Source organism: Cytobacillus sp. FSL R7-0696 (assembly GCF_038006865.1).
Classification (GTDB): domain Bacteria; phylum Bacillota; class Bacilli; order Bacillales; family Cytobacillaceae; genus Cytobacillus; species Cytobacillus kochii.
Genome location: NZ_JBBOWA010000001.1, coordinates 638837 through 655045, shown reverse-complemented (window position 1 = coordinate 655045; position 16209 = coordinate 638837). Strand labels below are relative to the sequence as shown.

The following is a 16209-nucleotide window of genomic DNA, read 5'->3' as shown; positions in this document are numbered from 1 at the left end:
AGAATGATTTTTTGGAACAAGCTTTGAGCAAAAACTTACGTTTGTTTATTTTATGAAACAGACCATTCTTGCCTTTGCCTTTTTCTAAACTTCATTTCCTGTTACAATTATAGATAAAATACGTTTAAGGGAATTTCCTTCCTTTTAGTGGGTATCGAACATGAAAATTAGATTATTCTCAAGAAAAGATAGTACACAAATCCAATCTGTTGCTAGGGAGAGTTGGCGTTATGCATATGAAGGCATAATTCCCGAGCGAACACAGGTTGATTTTTTATTATCTGTATATACTGAAGATGCTTTAATGGAAAGTTTATCTACTTCGGTTTTATTGGTTGCTGAAGAAGAAGGAGAAGTGATTGGTTTCGTTCATTTTTCATTAATAAATATTAAGAAAGAAATCGAATTAGGTGCTTTATATATTTTGCCGAGTTTCCACCGCCGAGGTATTGGTACAGCCCTACTAAAAGCGATGTTTGAATATTTTTATGATGTCAATAAAATTACGGTTTCTGTTGTTATGCGAAATGATTCTGCTTTGGATTTTTATCATTCAAAAGGGTTTAAACAACTAGGAGAAATGAATGATTCAATTTTCGGATTTAGTATTCCAACCATTGTAATGGAATGGAGAAGTAACACAAGTCCAAATGTGTAGGGGGAAGTTATGTATACCGTATTCTCAACTTTTGATGTAAATGAAAGTAAAGCAGATGAAGTGATTGAAATATATAAGAATCGCTCACGTCTAGTTGATAAAGCAGATGGGTTCGTCGACTTTATGTTGCTCCAGAATGATAAACGTAAAGGAGAATTGACAGTACAGTTAATTTTTGAAACAAAGGAAGATTATTTGCGATGGGTAAGAAGTAAAGATTTTCAACGAATTCATGATCTTGAAAAGAAGTATCCAGATAAAGAATTAGCAGCAGTCATTCCAAAAGTGTCGCAATTTAAGGTTGTGGTAAAGTGAGTAAATATGAAATGATCGCAGAAGAAGTAACAAAAAGGATATTTCAAGAGGACCCTACATTAATTGAACGATATGGTGAACGTGGGAGAAATCAAACATTTATTGATAATATGCACCACTTAGATTATTTAAAGACGGCAATGGAATTAAATACGTCAAAGATTTTCACTGACTATGCCCTTTGGTTAAGAGGTATCTTAATTAAACATGGTATGACGACGCAAACCTTGATTGATAATTTTCTTTTTTTAGAAGAGGAATTAGAGAAATGTATGATGGTAGAAAGTGAAATTCGTTCTGCATATATTGGTTTGTTAGGAGAGGCTGTCTCTATTTTAAGAGATGTTCAAGGAGGCGAGGCACAGTGACGAGAGGAGAAGAGCTAGCAGAAATCCTTTTATCTGGAGCTGTTGCTGATGCTTGGGAATATATTGAGCAATTCGATTATTTGACCAATGTAGAAATATATCAAGATATTATTACACCAGCTATGGTTAAGATTGGTCTTAAATGGGAAAATTTTGAGATTACAGTTGCAGATGAACATTTGGCATCGGGAGTTTGCGATTTCATTCTTTCAAGATTAGCTGCAAAGCACAAGCTTAAACCTGTCACGGCTGCACCGACCGCCATGTTTCTTTGTTTATCAGGAGAGCAACATTATTTGGGATTAAAGATGGTAGCAAGTATATTTGAAGAGAATGGCTGGAGAACCAAGTTTTTAGGAGCAAATTTACCTGTACAATATGCTTTGCAGGCTGCGAAGGATTGGAAACCAGATGTAATTGGCTTATCAGTTTCGATTGCTACTCATTTACCGACACTTACGGAATATATGGAAGCTTTTTCTTATTTACCAAAGAAACCTAGGGTTCTATTAGGTGGAAGATTGACGAATTTATATGATTTAGCTTCTTTTACTGCTATAAAACCGGAAATTATTTCAAACTTATATGCTGTAGATAAATGGATCACTGCTTTTAATACGAAGGGGAGGAAAAATGCGATTAATTGATCTACATTTGCCGATACCGTATATACTGGCTAATAAGAATGGTGAAATCATTAGCTATACATCTAAAGCGGATGAAGTCTTTGATTTATCAGAAGGTACGATTAAAAGTATAGTTGATGAAGGGAGTATCTCCAAGTTTGAAAGGGTAGCTGCCATACCAGAAAAAAGCATGAGATTTGAAGCTAATTTAAAAACAAGAAGTATACCGATAGCACTATTTGATATTCATATCAGCTGGGATTTTCAAGGTAATGCGTCCATGCAATTTTTATACAAAGATGATGATAATGAACCATTAATGGAGAAATTACAAGCACTTCAAAACAGATTAGCAAAGACAGATTTTGAACTTTATGAGCAGAAGGAAACATTAGAACAAACATTGCAAAGGTTGGATGAATTATCAGGTCCTTTTATCTCTTTAACAAAAGAGATATGTTATATCCCTTTGTTTGGGGATATGACGGGCGATAAATTTACAACGATTATGGAACAAACGCTTGCCCGTCTGTCAGATCATGACTACAGGTGGATACTGATTGATTTAACAGCGGTTGCTAAAGTATATAATGAGGGAACGAGCGGTTTAGAGGTTTTAATCAAGAGCATTCTTCTAATGACAGGTGGAGAAGTGAGGCTCATTGGTATAAATCCGAGGCTAGCAAAAGCACTTCAACCTTATCAATTAAGAAATGTTGTTCATACGGAACAATCGTTACAAAGCTTTCTTCAATCAGTGATAAATGATCATGCTATATAAACATTGATTAACCTGAGAGGGTACGTGGAAAATGTATTGGGGTGCGCGGTGTTTATGGGTTGGCTTTGTTAAAAGAAAAGATTGCCGGATAACGACATGTTTTGAAAAAACTAAGTAAAGACATATGGGAACAATGAAGATGATCCTTTGTAACGGGAATGCGAATTTAAAAGGAAGAGAATATGGAGATTGAGATCGTTAATAAAACAACCTAGCCCATTGGAACTTAAGTTAACATGTTTCTATGGGCTAGGTTTGTAGTTGCTATACCTCTTATATTAAAATAATTTGAGTTCACCAATTCTTTCTACTGCTTCAATTAATCGTTCTTCATCGACAAGTAATCCAACCCGAACATAACCTTCTCCAAAGGTCCCAAAGCCTTTTCCAGCGGCAACAGCTACATCTGCTTTTTCCAGTAAGTAGTCAGCAAATTCTTCACTATTGTATCCTTCAGGCACTGGCATCCAAGCAAAAAACGATCCTGAAGGAGACTTGCCGTGCCAGCCAACCTTTTCACAAGCGTTCATGAATGCATTTCTACGTCTCTCATATCGAGCAACAAGTTCGTCTACACTTGTTTGATCCCCATTTAATGCATCGGCTGCAGCTTTTTGTATGGCAGGGAATAAGCTTACATACATATGGTCTTGAAGAAGGTTGATGGCTTCAATGATTTGTTCATTTCCAACCGCAAATCCAATTCTCCACCCAGCCATATTATATGTTTTTGATAATGTATACATTTCAATACCAACGTCCTTCGCTCCGGCTGTGGCTAAGAAACTTTCAGGTTTCTTCCCATCAAAGCCGATAGCACCATAAGCAAAATCATGCAAGATGGTCATGTTGTTTTCTTTAGCAAAAGCAACAGTTTCTTCAAAAAATGTGGAATCAGCTGTCGCGCCTGTTGGATTATTAGGATAATTCAAAAATAGTAGGCGGGCATCCTTTTTTTGTTTTTCTGTAAATTGTGAGTAATCAGGTAGAAACTGATTGGCTTCTTTTAAAGGAAAGGTTTCGTATTTTACATTTGCCAAAACCGCACCAGATTCATAATCAGGGTAACCTGGATCTGGTAAGAGCATTAGATCTCCCTCATTGAGTAGGCATAATGGGAGTTCTACTAAACCTGCTTTTGCGCCAAAAAGGATCGCTACTTCTTTTTCAGGATCAATTTCTACCCCATATTCACGCTGATAAAAGGAAGCAGCGGCCTTCTTTAATTCATTAATTCCTCGAAAAGGAGAATATTTATGTGTCATTGGGTCTTCTGCGGCTTGCTGAAGTGATTGTACAATATGTGCAGGTGTTGGCTGGTCGGGATTGCCTTGTCCTAGGTTAATAACGTCTCTGCCTTCAAGTTTTGCAGCAGCAACTTTTTGAACAAGGGAAGCAAAAAATTGTTGAGGTAATTGCTTCAAACGATGCGATAATTCCATTTTTAATCCACCTTCATTCATTTAATCTATATACGAACGCATTTTATAACCAAAAAGACAAATTGTCCAGTTAATTTTATACAAAAGGAAATATTCGCTTTCCTTTTTCGTTTTAAAAGAATAAAGGAGAGATAGTTGGATTACTAAACCCGTTTTCTAGGGAGATTGGATGTAACATTATTTCGAACATTGACAAAAATAAAAGAGAGTAGTAATATCATATCATAAAAATTAAATGAAAAGCTTATCCAGAGAGACTGAGGGACTAGGCCCTATGACGTCCGGCAACCCCCAATATTGGGAAGGTGCCAATTCCTGCAGAATGATATCCATTCATTCTGAAAGATAAGGCGGAATATAAATCAATGCCTCTTTCAGATGTTGAATAGTGGCTTTTTTTATTGGTTAAAATTCTGGTTACAGCTATGGGGAGGAAACATAATGAGAAAGTGGCTAATTGTTTTATTCATTGCAACTGTTTGTTTACTAACAGCATGTGGCGGAGGTTCAGACACGAGTGGAGAAAAGGTGGATGAAACGAAAGAACTAAAAATTGGCGCTACTGCCGGTCCTTATAGTGATATGTTGAAGAAAGCTATTGTACCTGGTCTAGAGGAAAAGGGATATAAAGTAACTGTCGTAGAGTTTAGTGATTATATCCAACCTAACAAAGCTTTAAATGAAGATGATATACAAGCTAACCTTTTCCAACATACAATTTATTTGGAGAATTTCGAGAAAGAAAATAACATGGACTTAACACCATTAATTATTGTACCAACAGCCCCAATGGGGATTTACTCGAATGTGTTTAATTCAATTGATGAGATTAAAGACGGTGCAACCATTGCCATTCCAAATGACCCAACGAATGCAGCACGCGCTTTAAATACGTTAAATGACGAAGGTTTAATTACGATTGATGAAAACGCCGATCCACTAACAGTATCTGAAAAAGATGTGAAGGAGAATAAAAAGAATTTAGTTTTTCAACCGATTGAAGCAGGACAATTACCAAGATCTCTAGAGGGTGTGGATCTAGCTGCAGTTCCAGGTAACTTTGCGTTGGCAGCCGATATGGACTTATTAAGTGCATTAACACTAGAAAATATGCTTGATGATTATCGCAATGTGGTTGCAGTTAAAGCAGACTTTGAAGATAAACAATATGCGAAAGACTTAAAAGAAGTGGTTGAGTCTGCAGAATTTGAAAAAATTATCGACGAAGAGTTTCAAGGATTTGGAAAGCCAACGTGGATGGAATAACGAAGTAATAACAAACAAGAAACCGGACAAATTTATATGGATTTGTTCGGTTTCTAATCATAGTTGTAGAATACTGTTAAACTGATCTGTGCATAATTTGTATTTTGGTCATTCCTATATTTATGGATTGTCGAACAGCTTTTTCATCTTGGTCATTGACGTTTTTCAACCATTCGTGAAATATTGGTTGTAAGCCATAAAAGGAAGTGACTCTTCTATACATTTCATCTTTATTGAATTTTGTTTGATAAGATGCGAGAGCTTCTTTAGTGAATTGATCTCCGAAATCCCAATATAGCCCTGCAAAGTCAAACGCCGGGTCCCCTATTTGCGTATCTGTAAAGTCTATAATTCCTGATATCTCCTTTTTGCTTGGATGATAAAGGATATTGGCACTTGTTAGATCACCATGAATCACGACTTTTGCTTCTTTAAATTTTGACACCGCTAAAAACATTTTATCAATTTCTTCTTTTTCTGCGTCTTTTAAGAACGGAAATATTTTTTTAATCAGGGCTTGATGTAATTGCTCCCAATAATTTTCACTATGTAGTTCTTCTATATTACATTTCTTTGCTTCATCTATATCCAGACGATGTAATTCTGTAAGAAATGTTCCTAGCCGCTTGGCTTCATATAAAGGAGGAGTAATCAATGAATGAGATAATGCTTGTCCTTTAATAAAGTGGTAAAAAACACCAATCATTTGTCCGTCTTTATTATAAAATGGAAGATAATTTGGTATTTCAATAATTGAAGAAAGATATGAGAGCTGGTGAAGTAGCTTTATTTCCTTTTTTATTTTCACTAATACTTGTTTTGTTTTTGGTATTCGGATGACATATCTTTGATTGACAATATAGATATGATGATCCCAACCAGAATGATTGCTTTCAATCTGTATTTCCTGAAGATGCGGGAGATGGTTTTTAATTAATTCCTTCATGGAACAGTCTCCTTTTTTATTATTTTGTATAAATCGTTTTTTTGAGGGGGAAAATAGGCGAGACATCTTATAAAAGGGGAGTGAATGCAATGGAAAAAAAGTATGATAATCAAGTGGATGAGAAAATTATTGCTGCTCAAAATGAAGCTCAACAATACAATCAAATGGATACAGAATTAGAACAGTCAGAAGAAGTACAAGCAGCAATGGAGAAAAGTTATGAATATGAAGTGAAGAATCAACAACCGACATATGAACCGAATAAACCATTTTAAGTAGAAAGAAGAGACTTCCATTACTTGGAGTCTCTTCTTTAATTATAGCATACCTTATTTTACATTGATGCTGTTTGATGTGCTTGTTTACTCCCATTGTGTTCGATTCGTCCATAAACTAAAAAGTAAAGAATAATTGAAGCAATTGACACAATCCCCATGTAAATGTATAACATACTGTAGCCTGTAATAGGAATCAGTAAACCTAATAAATAGGGTCCAAAACCTAAACCACCATCGAGAAAGATAAAGAAGGTGGAAGTAGCTAGCCCCATGCGATGGGGTGGCGTTAATTTGATCGCAATCGCTTGTGTACAAGACTGCATATTTCCAAAGCCTAAGCCAATCAAAGCCCCCGCCACTAATAGCATAACACCATTTGCTGAATTACTAAGTAAGAATAGACCTACGCCAAATAAAATGAACGCTGGATACATCACATAATTTGCCCCTTTGCTGTCCATTAACCTACCAGTGAAAGGACGGGATAGTAAGACAGCAATGGCATAGACAAAGAAGAAAAAGCTAGCAGCACTTACTAAGTCCTTTTCAATTGCATAAAAGTTAATAAAAGACAAGACGCTTGAATAACAAAATGCGACTGTTAATGTGACGAGTGCAATTGGAAGTGCCTTTGGTTCAATAAAGCTAGATAATTGAAAACCAGATGATTGAAATTGAGCTTTCTGATCTTCAGTTAACTCTTTCACATTCACCGTTAACCCGATAAGTAGGCCAATAATACCAAGAATCAAACAAAAAATGAAAATCGTATGAAAAGTTGTGTATTGACTCATTAACATACCGATAAAAGGTCCTATTGCTGTAGCTAAAGTATTACTCATACTAAAATAGCCGATTCCTTCACCTTTCCTTGTTTGCGGAATAACTGAAGCGACAATTGTACCACTTGCTGTACTTGCCATCCCTAATGTTAAACCGTGGATAAAGCGGGTAATAAGTAAGAAATTGACATCAATTTCAATAAAATAAAGACTTGTTGATAAACTAAATAATAGTAAGCCAATGATTAAAGTCTTCTTCCGTCCAATACGATCAATATATTTACCTATAAACAATCTTCCTACCAATGTTCCTATAATAAATATGCCAGTAACTAAGCCAGCTTGGCTGGCGGTTGCATGATGTGCTTCAACGGCATACACGGCAATCGTAACCATTAATAAATAAAACACTAATGTTAGAAAAAAGTTTACGGAAGAAACGGTGATAAAGTCCTTGGTCCATAATTTTTCTTTTGTTGAACTCATTTTCTTTTTCTTCCTCCTTACAAATTGCTTTTAATAATATCAAAAATACGAATACATTCTTCTTGTTCTTCAGGTGTGATTCCCTCTAATATTTCCATTTCGAACTGATCAATCGGAATGCGGATTTTTTTGTATATGTGCTCACCTTCGTTCGTTATTTTCATTTTCTTTTCACGTTTATCCATGCTTGGGATTTTTTCTACATATCCATATTCCTCAAGCTGATTTATTGTCCTCGTGACTGTTGGCTTTTCAACACCTTGATACGCAGCAATCTCTACTAAAGTTGTTGGACCAAAATGGTAGAGATAATAAAGGATTGTCCACTGTGCCCGTTGTAATTGATGTTTCGTTAATAAGCTGTTCAGTCTATTCTCAAAAGGGCGATAAAGCATCATAAAGTGATGAAAGAACCTTTGGCTAGCAATAATAATATTCACCTCATTTAAAATAGTTATCAATGGTAACTAATATACTATAACAAAAAGCCGTCTTGTCTGTCTATGGGCGATAGCTTTTTTTCTGTAAAATGGTAAATGTTATGTTAAAATTGTATTTCTTTTAAGATATGTTTGTAGGCGACATTTAAATTGTTATAATAAAAAGTGTTAATTTTAAAGTGAAAAGTAGTGCGATTAAGAAAATAATTGTCAATTTTCTAAAATATTGATATATTTAAATAGAACAACTTAATATTTTCAAAAATAGGTGTAAATAGAATGCTAGCTTGTCTATTTACTTAAAAGGGAAGTACGGTTGGATTCCGTCGCTGTCCCGCAACTGTATTTGCGAGTGATATGAAAGATACCACTGTTTCCTAAAATTGGAGATGGGAAGGTTTCGTATCATGTTGACCATAAGCCAGGAGACCTGCCTGTTTAGTGTAAACATCAATTCCTACGTGGATATAGGAGGTGTTAAGTACGGGTAATGAATACATGCCAAAGTCGCATGTTTATTTTAGTATTCGTTTGAACTTAACAACTTCTTTCTAGAAGTTGTTTTTTTAATGGATTGATATGGTAAAAAGGTGAGCAAGAACGGAGGAAAAAGCTTTGTTTGGAACCGTTCCTTATTATGTGAACATAATGAAATCAACGATCATGATGAACAGCTATTCTGCTGAGAGTTATAGTTTAAGAAAAGTATTAGATCAGTATAAAGAAGACATCCGAACACTCTCTGTAGAAGAAGAGAAGATCCAAATATATTTAAGGAATGCTGAAAGGGCTTACAGCATTGTCAGGCATGATGTAATTGGATGGGAGGAAAATGATTGTGAGCATGGAGGAGAAGTATATACCAGGGTTAGAGGGAATCATAGCTTCTGAGACCGGCATCTCATTTTTAGATACTGTTCATGGAGAGATTGTCATAAAAGGTTATGACTTAATTCAACTTTCAAAAACGAAAAGCTATTTAGATATTATCCATTTACTTCTAGAAGATCAATTACCAACAGACGAGGAAAAAACTTCATTAGCTAATACGTTAAAGTCCTATTATGAAATACCGACGGCCGTCATGGAGGTTTTTACTCATTTGCCAAAAGGAACACATCCAATGGATGGGCTCCGCACTGGCATCTCGAGCTTGGCTGGATATGATACGACCTTAGAAGATAGGTCGAAGCAAGCAAATAAAGAAAGAGCTTATCGCCTACTTGGAGGAGTTCCGACAATTGTAGCTAACAGTTATCGTATATTACAAGGTCTGGAGAGAATTGAACCGGATAAATCCCTATCGTATAGTGCCAACTTTTTCTATATGTTAACTGGTAGAGTACCTTCCGATTTAGAAGAAAGAGTATTTGACCAGTCATTACTTTTATATAGTGAACATGAAATGCCAAACTCAACATTTACAGCAAGAGTAATTGCTTCTACACAATCCGATCTATTTGGAGCGTTAACGGGTGCAGTTGCAAGTTTAAAAGGTAGCTTGCATGGCGGTGCGAATGAAGCGGTTATGTACATGTTGAATGAAGCGGAAAGTGTCGCTGGCTTGGAAGGCCTCTTCTATAAAAAACTATTTAAAAAAGAAAAGATTATGGGCTTTGGTCATAGAGTTTATATGAAAAAAATGGACCCAAGAGCATTAATGATGAAGGAAGCTCTACAGGAGTTATCCATACAACATGGAGATGATTCGTTGCTTCGAAAATGTGAAGCAGGAGAAAGAATCATGGAGCTAGAGAAAGGGCTATACCCTAATTTAGATTATTATGCCGCACCGGTTTATGGCATGTTAGGGATTCCTATCCCACTTTACACACCGATTTTCTTTAGTGCAAGAACGGTTGGTTTATGTGCCCATGTCATTGAACAGCATGAAAACAATCGCTTATTTAGACCGCGGGTCATTTATTCAGGTGCACGCCATACCTTACCAAATTGAGGAGGAGTACGAGTAAATGCTGAAAACGAATGAAAAGGTTGAAACCGATGCTATTTTAACGAAAATTGCTGATTATGTATTGGATTATGAAATAACAAGTGAAGAGGCTTATCGCACAGCACATTATATCTTGCTCGATACAATTGGTTGTGGAATATTAGCGCTTGATTATCCTGAATGTACCAAACTACTTGGTCCTGTTGTGCCAGGAACGGTTGTACCTAATGGAACAAGAGTCCCTGGTACATCATTTGAATTAGATCCTATTAGAGGTGCATTTAATATTGGCTGTATGATTCGCTGGCTGGATTACAATGATACATGGTTAGCTGCTGAATGGGGGCATCCTTCTGACAACCTTGGTGGCATTTTGGCAGTTGCAGATTATTTAAGTAGGCAACGTCTTTCAGTGGGTAAAGAGCCAGTTAAAATGATTGAAGTCCTGGAAATGATGATCAAGGCTCATGAAATTCAAGGAATATTAGCGCTAGATAATAGTTTAAATCGCGTGGGTTTAGATCATGTACTGTTTGTTAAAGTGGCAACAACTGCTGTTACGGCAAAGATGCTTGGTGCAACAAAAGAAGAAGTGATTCATGCACTATCACTTGCATGGGTGGATAATTCTGCATTAAGAACATATCGTCATGCGCCAAATACGGGTTCAAGAAAATCATGGGCTGCTGGAGATGCGACAAGTAGGGGTGTTCAGTTAGCTATGATGGCAGTAAAAGGTGAAATGGGCTATAACAGTGTCTTATCTGCACCTAACTGGGGATTTGAAGACGTTCTGTTTAAAGGGCAAAAACTTACCCTACAAAGAGAGTTCAGTGCTTATGTAATGGAAAATGTATTATTTAAAGTTTCTTATCCGGCGGAATTTCACGCGCAAACTGCAGCAGAGTGTGCCGTTTCACTTCATCAAAATGGTGATGTAGGTGATTTAAACGATATCGATCGAATTACGATTACCACACATGAATCAGCGATTAGGATTATCGATAAAACAGGTCCATTACATAATCCAGCTGACCGCGATCACTGTATTCAGTACATTACAGCTATTGGTTTATTAAAAGGAAATATTCGCGCTGAGGATTATGAGGATGATGTAGCTAGCGACCCCCGAGTAGACAGCTTACGAGAGAAGATGGAGGTTGTGGAAGATCTGCAATACTCGAAGGATTATTTAGATCCGAACAAGCGCTCAATCGCTAATGCTGTTCAAATCTATTATAAAGATGGAACTTCTTCTGAGAAGATTGAATGTGAATATCCATTAGGTCACCGATTCCGCCGTGACGAAGCGATTCCAAAAGTATTGCAGAAGTTTGAGTATAATATTAAAACTCATTTTTCTAACAAGGCACAAACAAGCATTGCTGGAGCTGTTTCCGATCAAGAAACGTTAAAAGAGATGCCAGTGAATGAATTTATGAATTTATTCTTAATCTAGGAGGGGATGCAAGATGGCATGGATTGTTCATAAACCTGTGACTCAACAAGATTTAGCTGAGCAATTTCGTTCAAAAATGCTAGATAAGAATATATTGCAAATACCTGGGGCACATGATGCAATGGCAGGCTTAATGGCAAAACAAGCAGGCTTTCATGCTTTGTATTTATCAGGCGCTGCATATACGGCAAGTAAAGGACTGCCAGACTTAGGTATGGTTACATCTGCTGAGATGGCAGAGAGAGCGAAAGAAATTATTCGAGCAACTAATTTACCATTACTTGTTGATATTGATACGGGGTTCGGTGGGATATTAAATGCGGCAAGAACAGCTGTGGAAATGCAAGAAGCTGGAGTGGCTGCTGTGCAGATAGAGGATCAAAAGTTACCGAAAAAATGTGGCCATTTAAATGGAAAACAGCTAGTAACATCAGAAGAAATGATACAAAAAATTAGAGTGATTAAAGAAGTTGCCCCTCATCTAATGATAATAGCAAGAACAGATGCACGAGCGGTGGAAGGACTTGATGAAGCGATTGAACGAGCGAAAGCATATGCAGAAGCTGGAGCGGACGCTATTTTCCCGGAAGCATTAAAAACGGAAGAAGAGTTTAGTCTATTTTCACAAGCGATTTCAATTCCTTTACTAGCAAATATGACTGAATTTGGTCAGACTCCCTACTACTCAGCGGATGAATTTTCACAAATGGGCTTTCAAATGGTTATCTACCCTGTTACTTCATTAAGAGTGGCAGCGAAGGCATATGAAAACGTTTTTAATATCATTAAAGAAACAGGTTCACAAAAAGATGCGCTTGCTAATATGCAAACAAGAAAAGAACTATATCAAACAATCAGCTATGATGATTTTGAAGAATTAGATGATACATTAGCAAAAACAATATTGACAGAAGAATAATTGTCTAGGCGTTCGGTTATACAGCCGAGCGTCAATCTTCCTTAATTATTTTACTTCATAAAAGATTAGGAGAAATGAAAAAATGAACGCAAGGAATGAAATAATTATACAGCATCTTATTGGGGAAATGGCCAGCAATAAATACTTTATTAATGTGTTATTGCATAAAAAAGAAACGCTCAATGATAACCTTATTTGGCTTATGATGAAGTTGAAAAAACGTGGTGAAATGAAAATCACGGATATCTCTACAGATTTCTATATGTCCCCAGCAGCTGCAACGAATATGAGTGATAAATTAAAGGCACTTGGTTATGTAACTAAAAGTAGAGCACATAATGACCGTCGAATTGTTAGTGTTCGTTTAACACAAGAGGGAGCGTTCTATATTAATGCCTTATTTAATGCGTATTCGTATGAACAATTATGTTCTCTTCAACAGCAAGTATCTACCATTAATACTTCTCTTGAAAAAATAGCAAAAATTATCTAATGGTTTTTTCCCGAATAAAAGAGGATAAGGTCATTTAACAGTAAGTTCTGTTTTACTCACCTTATCCATTTTTATATGATCTTTCGGATATCGTTCATATAATAATTGGAAGCCGTAATTAACTAATGAATAGGCGAAAGCAGAAATAAATAATGAAAATGATGTGAATTTGTACAGTTTATAATGACCAATTTTTTGAAAGAAAGCATTGAAAGGATAGGCAAACAAAAGGTCAATAATTAGATTAAGCCCGACATATCGAAAAAACTTTCCGTATGTTAAATGGAACACCCAAATATTAATTGTAAAAAATGGCCCCAATATAAAGGCAATTGAATCATAAACCATATATTTCTTTCCGCCCTTTACTCTCCACCATTTAAAAACAAACGATAATAATGTTTCAATTAAAAGGATGCAAGAGCAAAATAAAGTAACAGGAAGAAACCTTTTAATTGATTTACCAGGAATAAAAAACATCGTTCCCCATAAGATGATGGCATTAAATACACGAAAGAAATTAGCTGCACTCAAGTTTACCCTCCTCTAAAAACCTTATTATCATTAGAATGTGATACATCAATAAAATTATGTGTGCAAGATGTATTTTTAAGAATATATCTAGTTGGTAAAAATGAACAATATAAAAAAAAATAATAAGCGGAGGCATTCTATGAAGGGAATTGGCATTCATCAATTTGGCGATATTCACCAATTACGTGACATTGTATTAGTAACACCACCAGTTGGTGATGACGAGATATTAATTCAAATAAAAGCGAGTGGAGTGTTAGAGAGTGATTGGCAATTAAGGTCTGGGCAATGTTTGAGCGACAATCTTAACTTACCGATCATTCTAGGAAGTTCCGGAGCAGGAATCATTAAAGCAATTGGAAAAGACGTCTCCCAGTTTAAAATTGGTGACAAAGTTTTCTTTCTAACAACTATTTCTGCATATGGTACATATGCCAACGAAACGATAGTCCCATCATCTCATGTTTGTCTCATGCCTCATAATTTAACATTCATTGAATCGGCTGCTCTATTAGAAAGTAGTATAGCGGCATGGCAAGCAACAGTAGAGGGGAGGGTGAGAGAAGAAAGCCATGTTCTAATTTTAGGTAGCCAAACGAATGTAGCTTTGATGCTCATTCAAATATTAAAGGCAATGGGAACAGTGGTAGGCATACTTTCCGAAGATGTAAAGCAGAAAGATGTAATCCATATTGATGGGGATTGTCTGGATCCTATTTATAAGCAACGACGCTTTGATTTACTAATTGATACAATTGGACAAAGCAATCCATATTTAAGTGCGTTAAGGTGGTTGAAGCCAGAAGCAGAAGTGATAAAATTCACAAAACCGAAATATCAAGTCGTTGATAAAGAATGTTTGTCAATAAGATATATTACTACATACTCAATTAAGAAGGGGTTAGAACAGATAAAACAATTAGTAGAAAAAGGTAAACTAACTCCAGTTTTGGCACATGTGTATCCGCTGAACATTGAAGGTATACAAAAAGCCCACATAAAAAAACAATATGGTCACTGTCAGGGGGAAGTGGTTGTCTGTCATAGAGGATAAAAGTAGTTAAGATTTTTTGGAGTTTGGTAAAATAACTACAATCTTTTCGTAACGCGAAGTTCTCTAACTATCAAACACCTCTAGGCATGTTATAATAATTCATGAAAATTCAGAATAAGGAGGTCGCTACCTTTGACACTATTGCAAGATATTTATCAAAAATCACTCTACACTTTAAGCGGTCATGGAGTGCGAAAAGTGGAAGTGCTTAAAGAAGCCTTCCGACATGTCCAGGAAGATGTTACAAGCGATATTTACGGCGAAGGTCAAATCATTGCAGAATTTGAAAAAAAGATGGCAACATTATTAGGCAAAGAAAAAGCAGTCTTCTTTCCGAGTGGAACGATGGCGCAACAAATTGCTCTGAGAATCTGGAGTGATAAAAAACAATCAAAAAAAATTGCTTATCATCCATTAAGTCACCTAGAAATTCATGAACAAGATGGCCCTCAGATGCTGCATCAATTTGATGTAACATTCGTCAGTGAAGAAAGTAGACCTGTAGGGTATGAAGAGATTAGTCACTTAGATGATTCGTTCGCTGCATTGTTATTAGAGTTGCCGCAGAGAGAAATAGGTGGGTCCGTGCCCCCATTTTCAGAACTTCTGCAAATGGCGGATCACTGCCGCGAAAATAATATTAAACTACATTTAGATGGTGCGAGATTATTAGAAGTGCTGCCATATTATGAAAAGAGTGCTGAAGAAGTAAGTGCATTATTTGACAGTGTATATCTTTCTTTTTATAAAGGTGTAGGTGGGATCGCTGGAGCAATTTTAGCCGGTGATAAGTCTCTTATTGAAGAAGCAAAGGTTTGGAAAAGAAGGTTCGGCGGAGACCTCATTAGTCTTTACCCTTATATCATTCCAGCAGACTATTATTATGAAAAAAGAAAAGATAAAATGAAGCGATATTATGAAATATCACGATTTTTCGCTGAGCGATTTAATCAAATAAATGGTTTACATACAAAACCAAAAGTACCCCAATCAAATATGTTCCATCTTTATTTTGAAAAAGACATCGAGGATATAGAACAATTGTTGAAAATGGTGTATGAGGAATGTGGTGTGGGTATCACATCTAGAATTCAAGAGAAAGATAACGAGTATTTTGCTGAAATTAGTTTTGGTGATGCAGTTACGGTGATACCAGAAACAGTAATAGAAAAAATGTTTTTAACAATCAAACAAAATATATAATTCTTATTCATAGAATGAGAGAAAAAAATATATGCAGGAAAGCAAAAAGCTGCTTATGCAGGCTATTAGGAAGAAATATTGATGACTCCCTTTTAGGAAAAATATAGAAACGCAAGAGGCGATAGATATGAGAAGAAAGACAATGCTATCAATGTACTGAAAGGTGAGTTTTCTGAAAAGTAAGCTTATCAAGATTGAAAATAAA

General features: G+C 36.0%; 19 protein-coding genes and 2 riboswitches. Of the genes, 14 read left to right on the top strand and 5 right to left on the bottom strand.

The window, feature by feature from the left end:
- The first annotated feature begins 160 nt into the window (after window positions 1–160).
- From MKX29_RS03400 to MKX29_RS03380, 5 genes are read left to right on the top strand one after another with little or no spacing between them, the layout of a single operon-like run.
- Window positions 161–658, top strand: a complete 498-nt coding sequence (locus MKX29_RS03400; RefSeq protein ID WP_289433045.1) for a GNAT family N-acetyltransferase — start codon at window positions 161–163, stop codon at window positions 656–658.
- Window positions 659–667: 9 nt separating this feature from the next.
- Complete coding sequence (locus MKX29_RS03395) at window positions 668–973, top strand: antibiotic biosynthesis monooxygenase family protein (protein WP_224934911.1); 306 nt, start codon at window positions 668–670, stop codon at window positions 971–973.
- Window positions 970–1341, top strand: coding sequence for a hypothetical protein (locus MKX29_RS03390; RefSeq protein WP_289433046.1), 372 nt, complete (start codon window positions 970–972; stop codon window positions 1339–1341). The genes MKX29_RS03395 and MKX29_RS03390 overlap by 4 nt, the downstream gene beginning before the upstream one ends.
- On the top strand, window positions 1338–1988 hold the full coding sequence (locus MKX29_RS03385; RefSeq protein WP_224934916.1) for a cobalamin B12-binding domain-containing protein: 651 nt from the start codon (window positions 1338–1340) through the stop codon (window positions 1986–1988). Before MKX29_RS03390 ends, MKX29_RS03385 begins: the two co-directional genes overlap by 4 nt.
- On the top strand, window positions 1975–2748 hold the full coding sequence (locus tag MKX29_RS03380; RefSeq protein WP_341103975.1) for an STAS domain-containing protein: 774 nt from the start codon (window positions 1975–1977) through the stop codon (window positions 2746–2748). Before MKX29_RS03385 ends, MKX29_RS03380 begins: the two co-directional genes overlap by 14 nt.
- Window positions 2749–3026: 278 nt before the next feature.
- On the opposite strand, the gene MKX29_RS03375 is transcribed toward MKX29_RS03380, so the two are convergent.
- Complete coding sequence (locus tag MKX29_RS03375; RefSeq protein WP_341103973.1) at window positions 3027–4190, bottom strand: pyridoxal phosphate-dependent aminotransferase; 1164 nt, start codon at window positions 4188–4190, stop codon at window positions 3027–3029.
- Window positions 4191–4431: 241 nt separating this feature from the next.
- A riboswitch (SAM riboswitch) is annotated at window positions 4432–4542 on the top strand.
- 89 nt (window positions 4543–4631) lie between these two features.
- Between MKX29_RS03375 and MKX29_RS03370 the strand changes: the two genes are divergently transcribed.
- Window positions 4632–5456 carry a MetQ/NlpA family ABC transporter substrate-binding protein gene (locus tag MKX29_RS03370; protein ID WP_289433050.1) on the top strand — a complete coding sequence of 275 codons (825 nt, stop codon included), beginning with the start codon at window positions 4632–4634 and terminating at the stop codon, window positions 5454–5456.
- Between the two features lie 76 nt (window positions 5457–5532).
- On the opposite strand, the gene MKX29_RS03365 is transcribed toward MKX29_RS03370, so the two are convergent.
- Window positions 5533–6402 carry an aminoglycoside phosphotransferase family protein gene (locus MKX29_RS03365; RefSeq protein WP_341103970.1) on the bottom strand — a complete coding sequence of 290 codons (870 nt, stop codon included), beginning with the start codon at window positions 6400–6402 and terminating at the stop codon, window positions 5533–5535.
- An 89-nt stretch (window positions 6403–6491) separates the two neighbouring features.
- Between MKX29_RS03365 and MKX29_RS03360 the strand changes: the two genes are divergently transcribed.
- The gene (locus tag MKX29_RS03360) at window positions 6492–6677 is read left to right on the top strand and encodes a hypothetical protein (RefSeq protein ID WP_224934926.1); all 186 of its coding nucleotides are present in this window, start codon (window positions 6492–6494) and stop codon (window positions 6675–6677) included.
- Window positions 6678–6736: 59 nt separating this feature from the next.
- Here MKX29_RS03360 and MKX29_RS03355 read toward each other — a convergent pair whose 3' ends face one another.
- Window positions 6737–7948, bottom strand: a complete 1212-nt coding sequence (locus MKX29_RS03355) for an MFS transporter (protein ID WP_341103965.1) — start codon at window positions 7946–7948, stop codon at window positions 6737–6739.
- Window positions 7949–7965: 17 nt separating this feature from the next.
- A complete protein-coding gene (locus tag MKX29_RS03350) occupies window positions 7966–8409 on the bottom strand; it encodes a MarR family winged helix-turn-helix transcriptional regulator (protein ID WP_341103963.1) in 444 nt (147 codons plus the stop codon).
- A 228-nt stretch (window positions 8410–8637) separates the two neighbouring features.
- Window positions 8638–8840: riboswitch (cobalamin riboswitch) on the top strand.
- Window positions 8841–9003: 163 nt separating this feature from the next.
- On the opposite strand from MKX29_RS03350, the gene MKX29_RS03345 reads away from it, so the two are divergent.
- From MKX29_RS03345 to MKX29_RS03325, 5 genes are all read left to right on the top strand, one after another.
- A complete protein-coding gene (locus MKX29_RS03345; protein ID WP_095370286.1) occupies window positions 9004–9279 on the top strand; it encodes a hypothetical protein in 276 nt (91 codons plus the stop codon).
- Window positions 9224–10345: a citrate synthase gene (mmgD, locus tag MKX29_RS03340; RefSeq protein ID WP_341108185.1), complete on the top strand. Its 1122-nt coding sequence runs from the start codon at window positions 9224–9226 to the stop codon at window positions 10343–10345. Before MKX29_RS03345 ends, mmgD begins: the two co-directional genes overlap by 56 nt.
- Before the next feature lie 16 nt (window positions 10346–10361).
- Entirely contained in the window at window positions 10362–11801 is a 1440-nt protein-coding gene (prpD, locus tag MKX29_RS03335) for a 2-methylcitrate dehydratase (protein WP_341103961.1), read from the top strand.
- A gap of 13 nt (window positions 11802–11814) precedes the next feature.
- On the top strand, window positions 11815–12720 hold the full coding sequence (prpB, locus tag MKX29_RS03330) for a methylisocitrate lyase (RefSeq protein WP_224934934.1): 906 nt from the start codon (window positions 11815–11817) through the stop codon (window positions 12718–12720).
- Between the two features lie 82 nt (window positions 12721–12802).
- A complete protein-coding gene (locus tag MKX29_RS03325; RefSeq protein WP_341103958.1) occupies window positions 12803–13213 on the top strand; it encodes a MarR family transcriptional regulator in 411 nt (136 codons plus the stop codon).
- 30 nt (window positions 13214–13243) lie between these two features.
- Here MKX29_RS03325 and MKX29_RS03320 read toward each other — a convergent pair whose 3' ends face one another.
- Window positions 13244–13747, bottom strand: a complete 504-nt coding sequence (locus MKX29_RS03320) for a hypothetical protein (RefSeq protein ID WP_341103955.1) — start codon at window positions 13745–13747, stop codon at window positions 13244–13246.
- 139 nt (window positions 13748–13886) lie between these two features.
- Between MKX29_RS03320 and MKX29_RS03315 the strand changes: the two genes are divergently transcribed.
- Entirely contained in the window at window positions 13887–14801 is a 915-nt protein-coding gene (locus MKX29_RS03315) for an NADP-dependent oxidoreductase (protein ID WP_341103952.1), read from the top strand.
- 132 nt (window positions 14802–14933) lie between these two features.
- Window positions 14934–16004 carry a threonine aldolase family protein gene (locus tag MKX29_RS03310; RefSeq protein WP_341103950.1) on the top strand — a complete coding sequence of 357 codons (1071 nt, stop codon included), beginning with the start codon at window positions 14934–14936 and terminating at the stop codon, window positions 16002–16004.
- The last annotated feature ends 205 nt before the right edge of the window (window positions 16005–16209 follow it).